We start from the raw sequence: 18,231 nt of genomic DNA on the forward strand, positions 1-18,231 counted from the left end.
TGGTCCGCGCCGTGTTGGCGGCCCTTGCGGGCGAGAGACGCGCGCTGAACGCGCCGCTCACGCGAGGTTCATTGAACGCGGCGCACCTTTTGGTATAAGCACCCGGCCTTCGAGGGCTGAGTTCATTGGGGCGTGAGGCGTTGATGCAAACGGCCACTGTTCTAGTAGAGAAGTCTGACTACCGTCCTTCCGAGGACGAGCCTTTTATGAACGAACGGCAGCTTGAGTATTTCAAGCAAAAGCTGCTGGCCTGGAAAGAGGAGATCCTCCGCGAATCTCGCGAGACGGTCGCCCATCTCCAGAAAGAAACCGAGAACCACGCCGACCTGGCTGATCGCGCGTCCTCGGAAACCGACCGCGCGCTGGAGCTTCGCACTCGCGATCGCCAGCGCAAGCTGATCTCCAAGATCGACCAGGCCCTGCGCCGGGTCGAGGATGGCTCCTACGGCTATTGCGAGGAGACCGGCGAGCCGATCGGCCTGGCCCGACTGGACGCTCGCCCGACGGCGACGCTCAGCCTGGAAGCCCAGGAGCGCCACGAACGCCGCGAGCGCGTCCACCGCGACGACTAAGCATCGTTTGGGCGACTGATGTGTTTCAAGCGGCCTTGGGTGGGGAGCCCAAGGCCGCTTTTGTTTTGAGCCCCGGCGCGTAAGCTCGCGCCTCGCCGCCGGAGTGACCCCTTGAGCTTCTTCGAGAGCCTGCTGGCCCTGCTGGCGGCCGCCATCGTGCTGCTGCAGGTGTCGCGACGCCTGAAGGCGCCCTATCCGACCATGCTGGCGGCGGCCGGCGTCGGCCTGGCCCTGATCCCGGGGGCGCCCAAGATCTCGATCGAGCCGCACACGGCGCTGGCCCTGTTCATCGCGCCGGCCCTGGTGGACGCGGCGTTCGACTTTCCCGTCCGCGACGTGCGCCGACTGTGGCGGCCGCTGTTCGCCCTGGCGGTGATCGCCGTCCTGCTGAGCGCGGGCGCGGTGGCGTGGCTGGGCGTGACCTTGGCCGGCCTGCCGATCGCCGCCGCCATCGCCCTGGGCGCGATCGTCGCGCCGCCGGACGCGGCGGCGGCCACGGCGATCATGAGCAGCGTGCGCATGCCGCGCGGCTCGACCGCCGTGCTGAAGGGCGAGAGCCTGCTGAACGACGCCACCGCGCTCTTGCTGTTCTCGGCGGCCCTGGCGTTCCAGGCGCGCGGCGAGATCGACCAGGGCCTGGCGATCCGCCTGACCCTGGCCGCGCCGGGCGGCGTGCTGCTCGGCGTCCTGCTGGCGCGCGTGCTGCGCGTCGTCCACCCGTTCATCACCGGCACCCTGGGCGGCAATGTCGCCGAGTTCGTCACCTGCTTCGGCGCGTGGCTGATCGCCGAGCGGCTGGGGCTGTCGCCGGTCCTGTGCCTGGTGGCCTTCGCCATGGCCGTCGCGCGCGACGCGGGCCTGCGCACGCCGCCGCGCGTTCGGATCCACAGCTTCGCGGTCTGGACCTCGGCGGTGTTCCTGCTGAACGTTCTTGCCTTCCTGCTGATGGGCTTGCAGGCCCGCACCATCGTCACGGCCATGCCGCGCGAGCGATTGATGGAGGCCGCGATGTTCGCGGCGGCGGTGGTGGCGTGTCTGGTCGTGGTCAGGATCGTCTGGTCGGTGACCTATCTCAGCCTTTCCAAGCGGTTCCCGATCCTGCGCGGGCCTTATCCCGCCGCCGGGTGGCGTCATGGAATCCTGGTGGGCTGGTGCGGCATGCGGGGCCTGGTCACCCTGGCGACGGCCTTCGCGCTGCCGAGCGATTTCCCGCAGCGCGATCTGATCGTGTTGACCGCCTTCGCCGTGGTGCTGGCGACCCTGGTCCTTCAGGGGCTGACCCTGGCGCCGCTGGTCCATCTGCTCAGGCTCGACGGCGACAACGGGCTCGACGAGGAACTGTCCAAGGCCCGCGCCGACATGGCCCGTCACGCGCTCGGGGTGCTGGAGCGCGGCGAGGGCGCGGCGGTCGACCACTGGCGCTATCGGTTCGCCGCGGTGACGGAGCCGGCGGCCGAGGCGGTGGCGGCCCCGCTGGAAGCGCTGCGCGCCACCGGCCTCAAGGTTCTCTGGAAGCAGCGCCTGCGCCTGGAGGCGCTGCGCGAAGCCGGCGAGGTCGGCCCCGACGCCTTCCTGATCCTGCAGGAGGAGCTGGACTTCCAGGAGGTCGCGATCAGCCGCGACGAGGAGCGCCAGATCGAGGAGAGCTGATCACCACATCGTCTTGGCGGCGCGGTCGGGCCATTCGCGATCATAGGTCTCGCCGCCGACCGCGCCGGCCGTCACCGCCGCCAGCATGGCGCCGGGCGTGGGCAGGCTCTTCGGATCGATGTGGTTCTCCGGCTTCCACAGGCCCGAGCGGACGATGGCGCGGGCGCACTGGAAATAGGCCTCCTCGACCGTGACGATCATCGCCGTCCTGGGCGCCTTGCCGTCGACGGCGAACGTCTCCAGCAGATCCGGATCGGCGCTCAGCACCGCGCGGCCATTGACCCGGAAGGTCGTGCCCGAGCCCGGAATCAGGAAAAGCAGCGCCACGCGCGGGTCGCGGACCACGTTCCGCAGGCTGTCGATCCGGTTGTTGCCGCGCCGGTCGGGCAGGATCAGGGTCCTGGGATCGGCGATGCGGACGAAGCCGGGCAGGTCGCCGCGCGGGCTGCAGTCCAGGCCCTCGGGCCCGACCGTGGCCAGGGCCACGAACGGCGAGGCCTGTATCAGGGCCGCGTAGTGGAGCGTGATGTGGTCGGTGACCTTGACGGTCGAGGCCGGCGCGGGCTGGGGCTGGTAGAGCGCCTCCAGGGCCTCGAGGCTGGTGATCTCGTGCATCGCGTCCTCCCGTCCCGCGCTTGTACGGCGCGGGCGCGAGGGGGACAATCTCAGGCGGCCGAGGCCCGGGCGCAGGCCTCGCGCAGGCGACGGGCCGAGATCGGCTTGTCGACGATCGGGTTCAGCCGGCCGCGCAGCTGTTCGGCGTTGCCAGTGACATAGACCACCGGAATGCGGCCCAGGCGCTGCTGGATGGCCTCGACCGCCTCCTCGCCGGTGCCGCCGACGATGCGATAGTCCGCGGTGATCAGGTCGGGGGGATTGGCGAGGGCGAGCGCCAGGGCGTCCGCCGGGCTGTCGGCGATATCGAAACTCGTGAAGCCCTGTTCCGCCAGGAGGGCCTCGACCTCGAACGCGACGAGGATCTCGTCCTCGATAATCAACACGTGGCGGGCCTTCGCGTGCTCGGTCATTCGCCGTAGCCTTCGTTCTCGTCCCAAGGCGTATTTCAATGACGGCGCGGGTAACTTCGCCAGTCGCGTTTTCGTGATGTTTTTATCCGCTCAGGTTGTATCCGCGAGCTCTGATGCGCGCGACCGACAAAGCAGTCTATGAAGGGCAAAACAAGTCCCGGAGGGAGTTCGCCTTGTCCTTGGTCCTGACCGAAATGCGCGGCCACGTCGCGATCCTGACTCTGAACCGTCCCGAGGCGATGAACGCCCTGGGCGCGCCCGGCGACGGCGATCAAGTCGCGGCGGCGTGCGAGGCGATCAACGACGATCAGGACATCCGCTGCGTGATCCTGACCGGCGCGGGCAAGGCCTTCTCGGCCGGCGGCGACGTCAAGGCCATGAAGGCCCGCGAGGGGGCGTTCGGCGGCAACGGCGTCGCGGTGCGCGACGGCTATCGCAAGAACATCCACCGCATTGTTCGAGCCATCTACGGCCTGGAGGTCCCCTCGATCGCGGCGGTGAACGGGGCGGCGATCGGCCTGGGCTGCGACGTGGCCTGCATGACCGACATCCGCATCGCCGCCGACACGGCCAAGTTCGGGGTCACCTTCCTGAAGCTGGGCCTGATCCCCGGCGACGGCGGCGCCTGGCTGATGCCCCGCACGATCGGCATGAGCCGCGCGGCCGAACTCCTGTTCACCGGCGACGTGATCGACGCGGCCAAGGCCGCCGAATGGGGCCTGGTCAGCAAGGCCGTGCCGCACCCCGACCTGATGGGCGAGGCCCTGGCCCTGGCCGAGCGGATCGCGGCCCAGCCGCCGCACGCCCTGCGCATGGCCAAGAGCCTGCTCAAGCACGGCCAGACCGCCAGCTACGACACCTTGATGGAGATGAGCGCCGCCGCCCAGGCGATCGCCCACCACACCGAGGACCACATGGAAGGCGTCGACGCGATCCTCGAGAAGCGGACGCCGGTCTTCAAGGGCGCCTGAGGCATGGGCAAGGAAGCCACCGGCGTCTGGGGCCAGCTCAGCGAGGGCGAAAGCGAGGGCAAGCTTCTGTGGGAGCCGCCCAAGCTGATCTTCCGCGGCGCCTACCGCGGAATCTATCAGGGCCACGCGCTGAAGAACGTCCGCGCCGAGGGCGACGACCTGGTGCTCAGCGACGGCACCCGGTTCACCCTGGACGCCGGCCAGGCCGAGAAATGGGTCCACGCCATCCTCAACCCGCCCTCGCGCCTGGACAAGCTGGGCGTCAAGCCCGGCATGACCGTGGTTGTCGACGGCGTCGAGGACGAGGCGTTCCTTGAGGAGCTCGCGACGCGAGCCCCGCCGGTCGAGGCCGAGGAGGGGGTCGACCTGCTGTTCCTGGCCGCCGAGGATCTGGCCGACCTCGACCGGCTGGAGGACTGGAAAGGCGCCCTGGCCGACAAGGGCGCGATCTGGGTGGTGTCGCAAAAGGGCAAGGGCGCGCCGCTGAAGGACACCGATGTCCTGTCCGCCGCGCGCGGCATGGGGTTCTCGGACACCAAGGTCTGCGCGTTCTCGGCGACGCACACGGCGCTGCGGTTCGTGCGGCGCAAGGGCGGGTAGAGGTTCCTTCGTCGCGTAACGCCTGGCGGACGCTGGAACATCGATCTGACTGTCCGCTCCGGACCCGAGTCAGACTCTCCCTTCCCCCTGGATGGGGGAAGGGTTGGGGATGGGGGTGTCCCGCTGAGGTAAGGCCGCGCACGCCTTCCACCGCAGCATCACCCCCACCCCTACCCCTCCCCCATTAAGGGGGAGGGAATTAGCCTTCACGAACTTCCGCTCACCAGCCACAGCGAACCTATCGCGCAAGCCGTTTGGCCGCCGATGCCGCTTCCATCACGCACTGCTGGATTTCGGCTTCGTGCCGAGCGCATTTGACTGCGTAGACCTGTTCGCCTTCGCGACTGAAGGTCACGACAGTGAGCCATTTGCCACCGGGAGCGGGCGTGACTTGGGCGACGGTCGCCTTCAGTGGTCGCCCATGGATTTCCCCGCGTCGCAGCGCGAAAGCTTTCGGCGAAGGACGGTAAGCGCAGGGAGGCAGTGATCTAAGCGGCTGCCTTCGTGGGGCTGACCGCCTTGACCCCGGTCTTCCGCCCAAACTCCATCACCCCGTCCTCGACCTTGCCCAGGCGCAGCGCCGCCAGGTCGAGGGCATAGTTCTGGTGCACCTTCCACGGCGCGCGCAGGCCCTGCTTGGGGAACTGGCCGATCGAGCGGGTGACGTAGCCGGACGAGAAGTCGAGCCAGGGCGCGACCTCCATCTCGCCATCGACGCGCGGGACGCAGTAGTCGGCGCCGACGCGCTTCATGTGGTTCAGCAGCCGACAGACATATTCGGAGGTCAGATCCGCCTTCAGCGTCCAGCTGGCGTTGGTGTAGCCGAAGGCCGAGGCCAGGTTCGGCACGTCGCTGAACATCATGCCCTTGTAGCTCATCGACTGGGACAGGTCGGCGACCTTGCCGTCGACCACGACCTCCATGCCGCTGAGCAGTTGGAGCTGCAGGCCCGTGGCCGTGACGATCACGTCGGCGTCGAGGGTCTTGCCGGACTTCAGCTGCAGGCCCGTCTCGGTGAAGGTCTCGATGTGGTCGGTGACGACCGAACTGGTCCCGGCCTTGATCGAGTCGAACAGGTCGGCGTCCGGCACCAGGCACAGCCGCTGGTCCCACGGATTGTAGCGCGGGGTGAAGTGGGTCTCGATGTCGTAGTCGGGGCCCAGGTGCTCGCGCACCATCTCCAGCAGCCGTTCCTTGGTCTTCTCCGGCTTCTTGCGGGCCAGGTTGAAGAACAGCATCTGGAACAGGACGTTCTTCCAGCGGGTGATGCCGTAGGCCGTCATGGCCGGCAGCTTGGACCGCAGCCAGTTGGCGATCCCGTCCTCGGCGGGGCGCGAGACCACATAGGTCGGCGAGCGTTGCAGCATCACCACGTGAGCGGCGGTCTTGGCCATTTCCGGCACCAGGGTGACGGCGGTGGCGCCGCTGCCGATCACCACGACCTTCTTGCCGGCGTAGTCGAGATCCTCGGGCCAATGCTGCGGGTGGACGATGCGGCCCTTGAAGCGCTCGGTCCCCGCGAAGTCCGGCGTGTAGCCGGCCGAATAACGGTAGTAGCCCGAGCACATGTAGAGGAAGCCGCAGGTCACCGTGACCGTCTCGCCGGTGTCGACCTTGGTCGCCTCGACGGTCCAGGTGGCGGTCTCCGACGACCAGCTGGCGCGCTTGACGTGGTGCTGGAAGCGGATGTGACGGTCGATGCCGTTCTCGCGCGCGGTCTCGCGCACATAGTCCAGGATCGACGGGCCGTCGGCGATGGCCTTGGCCGCCTTCCACGGCTTGAACGAATAGCCCAGGGTGTACATGTCGCTGTCCGACCGGATGCCGGGATAGCGGAACAGGTCCCAGGTGCCGCCGATCGCCTCGCGCCCCTCCAGGATCGCGTAGGTCTTGCCGGGACAGTGCTTCTTCAGGTGATAGGCCGCGCCGATCCCGGAAAGGCCGGCGCCGACAATCAGCACATCGACATGGTCCATCAGATTTCCGCCCCGGTTCGGCGCCCGGCGGTTGATCCGCCGTGGCGATAGGTGAACAGTGTTCAGGAACAAACGACCGTTTTGACCGAACGTCAACCGCCATCACGCCCCGCGCCGGGGAAGCCGTGCGCGGGTTTTGATTGCGTACGGAAGGGGCGGGGGCTTAAGCGGTGATCCATGTCTCTGCGCGACTTCGGCCTTCTGGTCCTGATCTGCCTGGCCTGGGCCGGCAGCAACATCGTCTCCAAGCTGGTCGTGGCGCACTGGGGCGTGCCGCCGCTGTACTACGCGGCCGTGCGGTTCGCGCTGGTCGCGGTGCTGACCCTGCCGTGGCTGTTGCCCGCGCCCCGGCCGACCTGGCGGATGGTGCTGGTGGGCCTGCTGATGGGCGGCGGCAATTTCGCGTTGCTGTTCATGGGCTTCAAGACTGCCTCGCCCTCGGCCGCGGCGGTGGTGGTCCAGCTGGGCGTGCCGTTCACCACCGTGCTGTCGGTGCTGATGCTGGGCGAGCGCATCCGCTGGCGACGCGGCGTCGGCATCGCCCTAACCCTGCTGGGCGCCGTGGTCGTGATGTGGAGCCCGCACGGCTTTCAGCTGTCGCCGGGCCTCTGGCTGATCGTGGCGGCGGCCTTCACCGGCTCGCTCGGGGCGGTGATGATGAAGCAGATCGAGGGCGTCAAGCCGCTGCAGTTCCAGGCCTGGGTCGGCTTTTCGTCGTTCTGGCCACTGGCGGCGATGAGCGCGCTGATGGAGCCGGGGCAGGTCGCGGCCGGGCTTCACGCCGGCTGGCCGTTCGTCGGGGCGGTGGTGTTTTCGGCCCTGGTGGTTTCGGTCCTGGCGCACACGGCCTATTACGGACTGATCCAACGCTACGAGGCCAATCTGATCGCGCCGCTGACCCTGATGACGCCGCTTCTGACCATCGCCATGGGCGTCGTCGTCACCCACGACCACTTCGACCTGCGGATGGGCGTCGGCGCGGCCCTGGCGCTGCTGGGCGTTCTGATCATCGCGCTGCGGCGGAATCAGGTCATGCCCTTGCTGATGTCGATCCGGAACCGCGCCCTATGAGCCTGTCCATTCTCGAGGCCCCGTCGCCGAACTTCGACGCCCGCAAGGCCGTGCCCGACACGATCGTCCTGCACTATACGGGCATGGAAACCGGCGAGGCGGCGATCGAGCGCCTGCGCGATCCGGAGGCCAAGGTCTCGGCGCACTATTGCGTCGAGGAAGACGGCCGGATCTTCCGCCTGGTGCCCGAGGAGCGCCGCGCCTGGCACGCGGGCGCCGCCTTCTGGAAGGGCGTCAAGGACATCAACTCGACCTCGATCGGCATCGAGATCGTCAATCCGGGCCACGAGTTCGGCTATCGCCCGTTCCCGGACGCCCAGATCGCGGCGGTGATCAACCTGCTGGCCGACGTGCGCTCGCGCTGGATGATCGCCGACAGCCGCATCCTCGGCCACTCGGATGTGGCGCCGGCCCGCAAGATCGATCCGGGCGAGCTCTTTCCCTGGAAGCGCTTGGCCGAGAGCGGCCATGGCCTGTGGATCGAGCCGCCGCCGTCGCCCGGCGCGCCGCTGGGCCAGGGCGAGGAGGGGACCGGCGTCTTCGCGCTGCAGGCCGGACTGACGCGCCTGGGCTTCGACTGCGCGCCGACGGGCCAGTACGACGAATGGACCACGACCGTCGTCTCGGCGTTCCAGCGTCACTGGCTGCAGAGCCGCTTCGACGGCATCGCCGACGGCGAGACGCGGGCGCGCCTCGTGGGCCTGCTGCGCGCGGCGGCCGACTGATGCACCCGGCCCCGGCCTTTCGCGTCGAGGACCGCGCGGTTCTGCTGGACTTCATCCAGGCCCATCCGTTCGTGACGATCGCCGCCGGCGTCGGCGGCCGCCCGCTGGTCGCCCAGGCGCCGGTCGTGATCCGCGACATATCCGGCGAGGTCGCCCTCGACTTCCACCTGTCGCGCGGCAACGCGCTGGCGCCGCATCTGGTGCAGGGCTTCCGGGCGGTGGCGCTGGCGAGCGGCCCGGACGCCTATGTCAGCCCCGACTGGTACGAGAGCGCCGACCAGGTCCCCACCTGGAACTACCAGTCCGTCGAGGCCGAGGGTTCGGTCGCGGTGCTGAGCGACGCCGAACTGGTCGCCTTGCTGGACGATCTCTCGGCCCAGGAGGAGGCGCGGCTGGCGCCCAAGCCGCCCTGGACGCGGGACAAGATGAGCCCGGGCAAGTTCGAGGCCATGCTCCGAGGCATCGTGGGCGGGCGGCTGTTCGTCGAGCGGTTGGAGGGCACGTTCAAGGTCTCGCAGAACAAGAGCGAGACGGATCGGCTTGGGGCGGCGAAGGGCCTGGGCGAGCATCCGATCGCGCGGTTGATGCGGGATCGCGCCTAGACCCTGACCACCGGGTCGCCATAGCGGGCCAACTGGCCATCCACGGTCAGCAATTGAGCGCCTTCCACGATCGCTTGCGCGAGCAACATCCGATCGAACGGATCCTTGTGAATCGGCGGCAGCTCGCCAGCCATCACCGCCTGTTCACCGTCGATAGGCAATTCGCGCCAAGCATTTTCTAGAAGACGTCGTCGCAATCGTCTCGGGTCGACCTGGAAATCTTCTCGGCCTTGGGCGCGTTTGATGCTGATCTCCCACAGACTGACGACACTAAACGCTGGCTGATTAGCGCCGGACTCTATCAATTCGCGCGCCAGCGGCGAGAGCCTGTTCGGTTTCAGCGCCGTCCAGAGCAAAAGGTGCGTATCAGCGAGGAGGATCAATCCTTGCCCTCGAACATCTCGAGGATCTCGTCGGCGAACATCGTATCGAAGTCGTCCGGGACCTCGTACTCGCCCTCCATGAAGCCAATGCGTTGCGGCTTGCGTTCTGGCTCGGCTTCCAACGGCACTACTTTGACCATGGGCTTGCCGGCCTTGGCTATGATGAAGCTCTCACCCTCCGCGGCCTGTTCGACCAGGCGCGAGAGGTGCGTCTTGGCTTGGTGGATATTGACGGTCCGCATCGTCGGCTCCGTGAACTAAGTCCGATTAGTTTAGTCCACTTGCATCCAATCGGCAATTGACCGTCCGTCGTCGCCCGGTCAAAGAGAAGCCGGACCAGACGGTCGGGCGGTCGCGAGCCTTCGGGTTCGAGGAAAGTCCGGGCTCCACGGTGACAAGGCGGTGGGTAACGCCCACCGGGAGCGATCCCAGGGATAGCGCCACAGAAAGCAAACCGCCTCCCGTTCGCGGGCGGTAAGGGTGAAAGGGTGGGGTAAGAGCCCACCGCGGACCTGGCGACAGGGACGGCATGGCAAGCCCCGCCTGGAGCAAGACCGAATAGGGATCCCGCGTCGGCCTCGCGTCGACTAGGCCGTCACTGGCTAAGAGGATCCGGGTAGGTCGCGAGAGCCGTCCAGCAATGGCCGGCCTAGAGGAATGATCGTCGCCGTCTCGCGAGAGGCGGAACAGAACCCGGCTTACAGACCGTCTGGTCCCATCCTCCCCCGAGCGGGGGAGGCGGGACGAAGCGCCTTAGGGGGAAGTCGCGCCAAGCCGGCCGCTTCCCTCTCGGTCGGCTGCGCCCGCGCCTCTCCCACGGGAAGAGGATCTTCACTCTCGATCGGAAGGGCCGCCCCCTCCCACGAGGCCGCCTCTATAGTTCCGTGTATGTTCTGTGGATTACTTGCCACGCCCAGTGGAGATGCCGCCGACACCTTTGAAAACGCGATGAAATGGCCTTTGGTGTCATTGTCTCCCAGTTCATCCCATGTTAACCCAATTCGCGTCGGGGCGAGGTGCGGGCTCGCCGGCCGGCTTGGGTTGGCGGGGTTCGGCTTCGTGTTTCTGTCGACGTTCGAGAAACAGCTCGACAGCAAGCGGCGCATCGTTGTGCCGCAGGAATTCCGCGCGACCGTTTCCGGCCCGTTCGACGGGATCTTCTGCTTCCCCTCCATCGAGGCCGACTGCCTGGAGGCTGGCGGAAAAGCGTTGTTCGACCGTTACCTGGCCGTGATCGAGGAGATGCCGTTCGGCGATCCGACGCGGACGGCGCTGGAGACCAGCGTGCTGGGCGGCATGGCCCGGCTGTCGTTTGATACAGCTGGTCGCATTACCCTGCCCGACCACCTGTGCGACATGTGCGGTCTCACGGATTGGGTGGCCGTCGTCGGTATGGGTGAGCGTTTCCAGATATGGTCCCGCGAGGCCTTCCAGGCCCACCGCGCGGCGCAGCGCGATCTGGCGCGCGAAGGCCTGGCGGCGCTGCGGGCGCAGCAGCGCGTCGCCAAGTTCGGGAGCGTCTCTTGAGCGCCGCGCCGCACGTCTCGGTGCTGCTCGACGAGGTCGTCGAGGCCCTTGGCGCGGGGCCTGGCGAGACGGTCGTCGACGGCACCTTCGGGGCGGGGGGGTACACCCGCGCAGTGCTGGCCGCGGGCGCTAAGGTGGTGGCCTTCGACCGCGACCCCACCGTCAAGCGTTTCGCCGAGGACCTGCCGGCCGACCGCTTCCGCCTGGTGCAAGCCCGGTTCTCCGAAATGCTCGACGAGCTGGGACCCGAAAGCGTCGACGGGGTGATGCTGGACCTCGGCGTTTCGTCGATGCAGTTGGATCAGGCCGAGCGCGGCTTCTCGTTCATGCGCGACGGGCCGCTGGACATGCGGATGGGGGATGCGGGTCCGACCGCCGCCGACCTCGTCAACACGCTGGACCAGGCCGAGCTGGCGCGGATCCTCTATGTTTACGGCGAGGAGCACGCCTCGCGTCGCATCGCCAGCTTCATCGTCCGCCGCCGCGAGGAGCGGCCGTTCGCCACGACGCTGGACCTCGCCGAAGTGATCGAGAAGGCCGTCGGCGGGCGCAAGGGCGCCAAGGTCCATCCGGCGACCCGCTCGTTCCAGGGGCTGCGGATCGCGGTCAATGACGAGCTCGCGGAACTCGAGGCGGGCCTCGTGGCGGCCGAACGGGTGTTGAAGCCGGGCGGGCGCCTGGTGGTCGTCACCTTCCATTCGCTGGAGGACCGGATCGTCAAGGCGTTCCTGACCGAGCGGGCCGGCAGGACGCCCGGCGGCTCGCGCCACGCCCCGCCGGTGGCGGCGGGCGCCGCGCCCAGCTTCCAGCTGATCTCGAACAAGGCGATCGCGCCGGGCGAGGCGGAGCTGGCCGTCAATCCCCGCGCGCGCTCGTCGAAGCTGCGCGCCGCCGTCCGCACCGCCGCCCCCGTCTGGGAGGCCGCCGCGTGACCGCCGTCGGCCTGTTCAACCGCCGCGTCCGCGGCTTCCGCGTCGTCGAGGTCGCGGGGCTGGGCATCCTGCTGACCCTGGTGACCGGCGTCTACCTGGCCAAGACCTTCGCCGGTCGCGAGCGCCAGGAGATCAGTCATATCGAGCAGGAGATCGCCGACGAGGGCGTGCGCAAGCGCCTGCTCGAGGCCGAGGTGGCCCACCTGGAACAGCCTCGCCGCATCGAGGCGCTGGCGCGGATGATGAACCTCAAGCCGATCGCGCCGGATCACGAGATCACCGAGGACGCCCTGATCGACGTCGCCCGCCGCCGCGAATTGCCCCGCGCGCCGGTCGCCGCCGCCCCGGTCTCGCCCGAGGCGGCCTTGGCCGCCGACGCTCCCGAGGCCGTGCCCGAGGACGCGGCGATCCCGCCGCCGCCGCCTCCGCCGCCGCCGCAAGCTCCGCAGGCGCCGCGATGAGCCTCTCCAACCTTGGTCCCGGCGGCTTCCAGCCCGCGATCTGGCGGTGGATCATCGAGCGCGTCTGGCGGCTGGAGCACGCCTTCGAGCGCTCGCGCGCCGCCGCCAGGCCCGAGGACGACACCCGCATCCGCATCTTCCTGGTGATGGGCTTCTTCTCGCTGTGCTTCGTCGGCGTCGCGCTGGGCGCCGGCTGGGCGGCCCTGTTCTCCGACGCCGGCAAGGGCGGCGGCTATGCGCAAGGCGCGGACGGCGCGCGGGGCGACGTGATCGACCGGAACGGCAAGCTGCTGGCCGTCGACCTGGCCCACTACGCGCTCTATGTCGATCCCAAGGAAATCTGGGACTTGAAGGAGACGCGCCGCGCCCTGGGCAAGGCGCTGCCGCAGGTCCCGGCCAAGCGCTTGGACAAGGCGATCTTCGGCGAACACCGGGCCTTCGTGCTGGGCGGCCTGACGCCCGACGAGAAGGACGCCATCTTCAACCTGGGCCTGCCGGGCATCTCGTTCGAGGAGCAGGAGCGGCGGATGTACCCGCTGGGGCCGACCGCCGCCCACCTGATCGGCTTCGTCGACAGCGGCGGCAAGGGTCTGGCCGGCGCCGAGCGCGCGCTGGACGATCCGATCCGTAAGGCCGCCGGCGGCGAGGGCGGTCCGACCCAGCTGTCCATCGACGTCCGCGTGCAGGCCGCGCTGGAGGACGAGTTGCGGCAGGCCTGCGAGGAGTTCACGCCCAAGGGCGGCGTGGGCGTGGTCACCAATGTCCACACCGGCGAGATCCTGGGCCTGGCCAGCTGGCCGGACTACGACGCCAACAAGGCCGGCGAGGCCACCGACGACCAGCGCCTGAACCGCGCCGCCGCCGCGGTGTACGAGATGGGCTCGACGTTCAAGAGCTTCACGGTCGCGATCGGTCTGGACACGGGCGTCGCCACCCCCGCCTCGACCTTCGACGCACGACAGCCGTTCAAGCTGGGCTATCGCACCATCACCGACTTCCACGCGGCCAAGGCCATCCTGACCCTGGTCGAGGTGTTCAAGCACTCGTCCAACATCGGCACCGCCATGCTGGCCGAGAAGATCGGCGGCGATCGCCTGTCCCACTACTTCACCGCCCTGGGCCTGACCAAGCCGGCCAAGGTCGAGTTGCTGGAGTCGGCGCGGCCCCTGACCCCGCGCAAGTGGGACCAGGACGCGGTGGCCTCGACCTCGTTCGGCCACGGCATGAACGTCAGCCCCCTGGCCCTGGCCCAGGCGATGGGCGCGCTGCTGAACGGCGGCGAGCTGCTGCCGCTGACCATCAAGAAGATGCCGCCGGGCGTGCGCCCCGAAGGCAAGCGGGTGCTGTCGGAAAGCACCTCGGCCGAGATGCTGAAGATCATGCGCGCCAACGTCATTCCGGGCGAGGGCGGCAGCGGCGGGAGGGCCGACGTGCCAGGGCTGTCGGTCGGCGGCAAGACCGGCACCGGCGAGAAGTACGACCCGGCGATCCGGGGCTACAACCACCAGCGCCAGGTCTCCTCGTTCGCCTCGACCTTCCCGACCGACGGCGGACCGGAGGCGGATCGCTATTTCGTGCTGATCCTGCTGGACGAGCCGCACGGGACGGCCAAGACCTCCGGCTTCTCGACGGGCGGCTTCGTGGCCGCGCCGGCGGCGGGCCGGGTGATCGAACGCATCGCGCCGTTCCTGGGCGTGCGGCGCAAGACCGAACTGGTGACCCTCGCCAGTTCGCCCAAGAAGACCGGAGCGGAGGCGGGACTGTGACGAGGCGGCTGTCGGAACTGTTCAATCGCCCCTTCGCCGAGGATCCGGTGATCGCCGGAGTCACGGCCGACAGCCGCAAGGTCACGGCCGGCTGGCTGTTCGCCGCCTTGCCGGGGACCAAGGTCGACGGTCGCGACTTCGCCGCCGGCGCGGTCGCCCAAGGCGCGGCCGCCATCCTGGCGCCCGAGGGCGGCCTGGAAGGTCTGGGTGTGCCGGTGGTGCGCTCCGAGGACGCCCGCCGCGCCTACGCCCTGGCCTCCGCCGCGTTCTGGGGCAAGCAGCCCTCGATGTGCGTGGCCGTCACCGGCACCAACGGCAAGACCTCGGTGGCCGGCTTCTGTCGCCAGATCTTCGCGCGCCTCGGCCACAAGGCCGCCAGCATGGGCACCCTGGGCGTCGTGGTGAGCGAGGCGGGCCAGCCGGACCAGCAACTGACCCCGCCGGGCCTGACCACGCCGGACGCCGGCGACGTGGCCGAGATGATCGCCCGCCTGGCCGACATGGGCGTGACCCATCTGGCGCTGGAGGCCAGCTCGCACGGCGTGGACCAGCGCCGGGTGGATGGGGTCAAGCTGCGCGCGGCGGGCTTCACCAACTTCACCCAGGACCACCTCGACTATCACGGCTCGATGGAGGCTTATCGCGCGGCCAAGCTGCGCCTGTTCGACACCCTGACGCCGCCGGGCGCGACGGCCGTGCTGAACGCCGACAGCGACGCGTTCCCGACCTTCGCCGCCGCGGCGGTGACCTCGGGTCAGAGCGTGTTCTCGGTCGGCGAGGACGGCCAGGGCCTGCGGCTGATCTCGCGCGCGCCGACCCCGGCCGGCCAGGACCTGGTCGTCGAGGCCGATGGCGCTGTTCACCGGATCAAGCTGCCGCTGGCCGGCGCCTTCCAGGCCTCGAACGTGCTGGTCGCCGCGGGCCTGTGCATCGCGGCCGGCGAGGAGGCCGCTCGGGTGCTGAAGGCGCTGGAGAGCCTGGAAGGGGCGGCCGGACGTCTTCAACGTGTTGGCCGTGGGCCGCGCGGGGGCGAGGCCTATGTCGACTACGCGCACACGCCCGACGGCCTGCAGACGGTGCTGGAAGCGCTGCGGCCGCACACCGCCGGCAAGCTGATCGCCGTATTCGGCGCCGGCGGCGACCGCGACCGGGGCAAGCGACCGCTGATGGGGGCCATCGCCGCGCGCCTGGCCGATATCGCCATCGTCACCGATGACAATCCGCGCTCGGAGGATCCCGCCGCGATCCGCGCCGCCATTCTCGAAGCCGCGCCGGGCGCGCGCGAGATCGGCGACCGCCGCGCCGCGATCCGGGCCGCCGTCGACCTCATGGTCGAGGGCGACGTGCTGGTCATCGCCGGCAAGGGCCACGAGCAGGGCCAGATCGTCGCCGGCGTCGTCCACCCGTTTGACGACGTGGCCGAGACGCTGCGAGCGCTGGAGGGCGTCGATGCCTGACGCGCTGTGGACCGCCGACGAGATCGCTAAGGCAACTGGCGGCCGGGTCGCCGCCGACTTCGCCGTCACCGGCGTGTCGATCGACACCCGCACGGTCGAGCCGGGCGATCTCTTCGTGCCGTTGGTCGGCGCGCGGGACGGGCACGACTTCGTCCCGCAAGCCGTGGCGAACGGCGCGGCCGGCGTGCTGGCGGCCAAGGCGGTCGCGGCCCCGGCCGTCATGGTCGAGGACACCTTCAAGGCCCTGGAAGCCCTCGGCGTCGCCGCCCGCGACCGCGCGCCCCAATGCCGGCGCGGGGCGGTGACCGGCTCTGTCGGCAAGACCAGCGTCACCCGCGCCATCGAGGCGGGCCTGCGCCTGGCGGGCAAGGCCCACGCCTCGGTCAAGAGCTACAACAACCACATCGGCGTGCCGCTGACCCTGGCCCGGATGCCGCGCGACACCCAGCGCGCGGTCTTCGAGGTGGGCATGAACCACGCCGGCGAGATCACGCCGCTGTCGGGCTTCGTCCGTCCGCACGCGGTGGCGATCACGACCGTGGGGCCGGTGCATATCGAGAACTTCGCCGACGGCGAGGCCGGGGTGGCGCGCGCCAAGGCCGAGATCCTCGCCGGGCTGGAGCCGGGCGGGATCGCGGTGCTGAACGCGGATAACCGCTGGTTCGAGTTCCTGAAGGGCGAGGCTGAGAAGGCCGGCGCCACGGTCTGGAGCTTTGGATCATCTCCCGACTGTACGGCTCAACTGCTCTCCTTTTCCCCTGATCTCGTCGGCGGATCGGTGGTTAGGGCTGTTCTTCGCGGCGAGCCCGTCGAGTTCTCGCTCCTCCAGTCCGGCGTCCACTGGGGCCCCAACAGCCTCTGCGTGCTGCTGATGCTGGAAGCGCTGGACGTGCCGCGCAAGACGGCGCTGACCGCCCTGGCCGGTTTCGCGCCGATCGAGGGCCGGGGCGCGGAGAAGACGATCCGCGTCGAGGGCGGCGCCTTCACCTTGGTCGACGAGAGCTATAACGCCAATCCGGTGTCGATGCAGGCGGCCCTGACGACCCTCGGCGCTCGCAAGGTCGAGGGGCGGCGCGTCGTCGTCCTGACCGACATGCTCGAACTGGGCGAGGACAGCGGGCGGTTTCACGCCGAGCTTGCGGAGCCGATCGCGCGGGCGAACGTCGATCTCGTTTTTCTCGCGGGCGTCCACATGAAATCGCTGTGGGAGGCGCTTCCGCCGACTCGGCGGGGCGGCTACGCGGAGGTTACCGAAAAGTTAACGGCGCCGCTGGCGGGGGCCATCCGGCCTGGTGACGTGGTGATGGTGAAGGGGTCGAACGGATCCAAGGCGGGGCTTCTAGCCCAGGCCCTGGCGGCGCTCGACCGTGGGGAACAGGGCTGATGCTGTACTTCCTGTACGAATGGCTGGCGCGCTCGTCCGAGCACGTGCCGCTGCTGAATCTGCTCAAGTACCTGACCTTCCGGTCCGGCATGGCGATGCTGACGGCCTATATCGTCGCGGTGGCCATGGGCTCGCGCTTCATCCGCTGGATGAAGGCCAGGCAGGGCAAGGGCCAGCCGATCCGCACCGACGGCATCGCCCGCCACGTCACCGAGAAAGCCGGCACGCCCACCATGGGCGGCTTCATGATCCTGGCCGGCCTGTTCGTCGGCGCCCTGCTGTGGGCCGACCTGCGCAACATCCACGTCTGGGTCGTGCTGCTGGTCACCGGCAGCTACGGCGTGCTGGGCTTCATGGACGACTACGCCAAGGTCACCAAGCAGACCACGGCGGGCCTCTCCAGCGGCCAGAAGCTGGTGGCGCAGTTCATCGTGGCGATCATCGCCACCGTGATCCTGATCCTGTTCGCGCCCAAGTCGCCGATGACGCCGGGCATGGAGACCAGCGTGGTCTTCCCGATCTTCAAGGCGCTGGTGATCAATCTGGGCTGGTTCTACGTGGCCTTCGCCGCGGTGACGATCGCCGGCTTCTCCAACGCGGTGAACCTGACCGACGGCCTCGACGGCCTGGCCATCGTGCCGGTGATGTTCGCGGCCTCGACCTTCGGCCTGATCGCCTACCTCGTCGGCAACTACAAGTTCGCCGACTATCTGAACCTGCACTTCGCGCCGGGTGTCGGCGAGCTGGCGGTGCTGTGCGGCGCGATCATCGGCGGGGGCATGGGCTTCCTCTGGTACAACGCCCCGCCGGCCAAGATCTTCATGGGCGACACCGGCTCGCTGGCCCTGGGCGGCGCGCTGGGCGCGATCGCCGTGTGCGCCAAGCACGAGCTCGTTCTGGGCATCGTCGGCGGCCTGTTCGTGGCCGAGGCGCTGAGCGTGATGATCCAGGTCGCCTACTTCAAGAAGACCGGCAAGCGGGTCTTCCTGATGGCGCCGATCCACCACCATTTCGAGAAGCTGGGCTGGGCCGAGTCCACCGTCGTGATCCGGTTCTGGATCGTGTCGATGATCCTGGCCTTCGTCGGCCTCGCCACCCTGAAGCTGCGGTAAGGGGAGGCGCGCCG

At 69.0% G+C, this 18,231-nt stretch carries 19 protein-coding genes and 1 other RNA gene; 15 read left to right on the forward strand and 5 right to left on the reverse strand.

From position 1 onward, the window contains the following. Positions 1-143: 143 nt before the first annotated feature. Together dksA and Q0V34_RS05420 are read left to right on the forward strand one after the other, a co-directional pair. Positions 144-572 (forward strand): RNA polymerase-binding protein DksA, encoded by a 429-nt coding sequence (dksA, locus tag Q0V34_RS05415; RefSeq protein WP_297509227.1) that lies wholly within the window; start codon positions 144-146, stop codon positions 570-572. Between the two features lie 111 nt (positions 573-683). Beyond that, complete coding sequence (locus tag Q0V34_RS05420) at positions 684-2,222, forward strand: cation:proton antiporter (protein ID WP_297508901.1); 1,539 nt, start codon at positions 684-686, stop codon at positions 2,220-2,222. On the opposite strand, the gene Q0V34_RS05425 is transcribed toward Q0V34_RS05420, so the two are convergent. Further along, a complete protein-coding gene (locus tag Q0V34_RS05425; RefSeq protein ID WP_297508905.1) occupies positions 2,223-2,837 on the reverse strand; it encodes a pyridoxamine 5'-phosphate oxidase family protein in 615 nt (204 codons plus the stop codon). Between the two features lie 50 nt (positions 2,838-2,887). Further along, entirely contained in the window at positions 2,888-3,250 is a 363-nt protein-coding gene (locus Q0V34_RS05430) for a response regulator (RefSeq protein WP_297508908.1), read from the reverse strand. A gap of 173 nt (positions 3,251-3,423) precedes the next feature. Between Q0V34_RS05430 and Q0V34_RS05435 the strand changes: the two genes are divergently transcribed. Further along, entirely contained in the window at positions 3,424-4,221 is a 798-nt protein-coding gene (locus Q0V34_RS05435; protein ID WP_297508911.1) for a crotonase/enoyl-CoA hydratase family protein, read from the forward strand. Positions 4,222-4,224: 3 nt separating this feature from the next. Beyond that, positions 4,225-4,821, forward strand: a complete 597-nt coding sequence (locus Q0V34_RS05440) for a DUF3052 domain-containing protein (RefSeq protein ID WP_297508914.1) — start codon at positions 4,225-4,227, stop codon at positions 4,819-4,821. A 488-nt stretch (positions 4,822-5,309) separates the two neighbouring features. On the opposite strand, the gene Q0V34_RS05445 is transcribed toward Q0V34_RS05440, so the two are convergent. Further along, entirely contained in the window at positions 5,310-6,797 is a 1,488-nt protein-coding gene (locus tag Q0V34_RS05445; RefSeq protein ID WP_297508917.1) for an NAD(P)/FAD-dependent oxidoreductase, read from the reverse strand. 177 nt (positions 6,798-6,974) lie between these two features. Between Q0V34_RS05445 and Q0V34_RS05450 the strand changes: the two genes are divergently transcribed. Genes Q0V34_RS05450 through Q0V34_RS05460 form a run of 3 tightly spaced genes read left to right on the forward strand, consistent with a single transcriptional unit; the run spans position 6,975 to position 9,195 of the window. Beyond that, positions 6,975-7,868, forward strand: a complete 894-nt coding sequence (locus Q0V34_RS05450) for a DMT family transporter (protein ID WP_297508920.1) — start codon at positions 6,975-6,977, stop codon at positions 7,866-7,868. Then, positions 7,865-8,593 carry an N-acetylmuramoyl-L-alanine amidase gene (locus tag Q0V34_RS05455; RefSeq protein WP_297508923.1) on the forward strand — a complete coding sequence of 243 codons (729 nt, stop codon included), beginning with the start codon at positions 7,865-7,867 and terminating at the stop codon, positions 8,591-8,593. Before Q0V34_RS05450 ends, Q0V34_RS05455 begins: the two co-directional genes overlap by 4 nt. After that, positions 8,593-9,195, forward strand: a complete 603-nt coding sequence (locus Q0V34_RS05460) for an FMN-binding negative transcriptional regulator (protein WP_297508926.1) — start codon at positions 8,593-8,595, stop codon at positions 9,193-9,195. Before Q0V34_RS05455 ends, Q0V34_RS05460 begins: the two co-directional genes overlap by 1 nt. Here Q0V34_RS05460 and Q0V34_RS05465 read toward each other — a convergent pair. Both Q0V34_RS05465 and Q0V34_RS05470 read right to left on the reverse strand, forming a co-directional pair. Beyond that, on the reverse strand, positions 9,192-9,578 hold the full coding sequence (locus tag Q0V34_RS05465; protein WP_297508929.1) for a type II toxin-antitoxin system VapC family toxin: 387 nt from the start codon (positions 9,576-9,578) through the stop codon (positions 9,192-9,194). The genes Q0V34_RS05460 and Q0V34_RS05465 overlap by 4 nt on opposite strands. Further along, positions 9,575-9,820: a type II toxin-antitoxin system Phd/YefM family antitoxin gene (locus Q0V34_RS05470; RefSeq protein ID WP_297508933.1), complete on the reverse strand. Its 246-nt coding sequence runs from the start codon at positions 9,818-9,820 to the stop codon at positions 9,575-9,577. The genes Q0V34_RS05465 and Q0V34_RS05470 overlap by 4 nt, the downstream gene beginning before the upstream one ends. A 94-nt stretch (positions 9,821-9,914) precedes the next feature. On the opposite strand from Q0V34_RS05470, the gene rnpB reads away from it, so the two are divergent. From rnpB to mraY, 8 genes are all read left to right on the forward strand, one after another. Further along, an RNA gene (gene rnpB, locus Q0V34_RS05475) (RNase P RNA component class A) lies at positions 9,915-10,295 on the forward strand. Positions 10,296-10,637: 342 nt separating this feature from the next. Continuing rightward, entirely contained in the window at positions 10,638-11,105 is a 468-nt protein-coding gene (locus Q0V34_RS05480; protein ID WP_297508935.1) for a division/cell wall cluster transcriptional repressor MraZ, read from the forward strand. Then, positions 11,102-12,037, forward strand: a complete 936-nt coding sequence (rsmH, locus tag Q0V34_RS05485) for a 16S rRNA (cytosine(1402)-N(4))-methyltransferase RsmH (RefSeq protein WP_297508937.1) — start codon at positions 11,102-11,104, stop codon at positions 12,035-12,037. Before Q0V34_RS05480 ends, rsmH begins: the two co-directional genes overlap by 4 nt. Further along, positions 12,034-12,498 (forward strand): cell division protein, encoded by a 465-nt coding sequence (locus Q0V34_RS05490; RefSeq protein ID WP_297508940.1) that lies wholly within the window; start codon positions 12,034-12,036, stop codon positions 12,496-12,498. Before rsmH ends, Q0V34_RS05490 begins: the two co-directional genes overlap by 4 nt. Further along, the gene (locus Q0V34_RS05495; RefSeq protein WP_297508943.1) at positions 12,495-14,264 is read left to right on the forward strand and encodes a penicillin-binding protein 2; all 1,770 of its coding nucleotides are present in this window, start codon (positions 12,495-12,497) and stop codon (positions 14,262-14,264) included. The genes Q0V34_RS05490 and Q0V34_RS05495 overlap by 4 nt, the downstream gene beginning before the upstream one ends. Continuing rightward, positions 14,261-15,721: a UDP-N-acetylmuramoyl-L-alanyl-D-glutamate--2,6-diaminopimelate ligase gene (locus Q0V34_RS05500; protein ID WP_297508946.1), complete on the forward strand. Its 1,461-nt coding sequence runs from the start codon at positions 14,261-14,263 to the stop codon at positions 15,719-15,721. Before Q0V34_RS05495 ends, Q0V34_RS05500 begins: the two co-directional genes overlap by 4 nt. Beyond that, on the forward strand, positions 15,714-17,105 hold the full coding sequence (gene murF / locus Q0V34_RS05505) for a UDP-N-acetylmuramoyl-tripeptide--D-alanyl-D-alanine ligase (RefSeq protein WP_297508949.1): 1,392 nt from the start codon (positions 15,714-15,716) through the stop codon (positions 17,103-17,105). The genes Q0V34_RS05500 and murF overlap by 8 nt, the downstream gene beginning before the upstream one ends. After that, positions 17,105-18,217 (forward strand): phospho-N-acetylmuramoyl-pentapeptide-transferase, encoded by a 1,113-nt coding sequence (gene mraY, locus Q0V34_RS05510; protein ID WP_297508952.1) that lies wholly within the window; start codon positions 17,105-17,107, stop codon positions 18,215-18,217. Before murF ends, mraY begins: the two co-directional genes overlap by 1 nt. The last annotated feature ends 14 nt before the right edge of the window (positions 18,218-18,231 follow it).

The sequence above is a fragment of the uncultured Caulobacter sp. genome (assembly GCF_947036865.1).
Classification (GTDB): domain Bacteria; phylum Pseudomonadota; class Alphaproteobacteria; order Caulobacterales; family Caulobacteraceae; genus Caulobacter.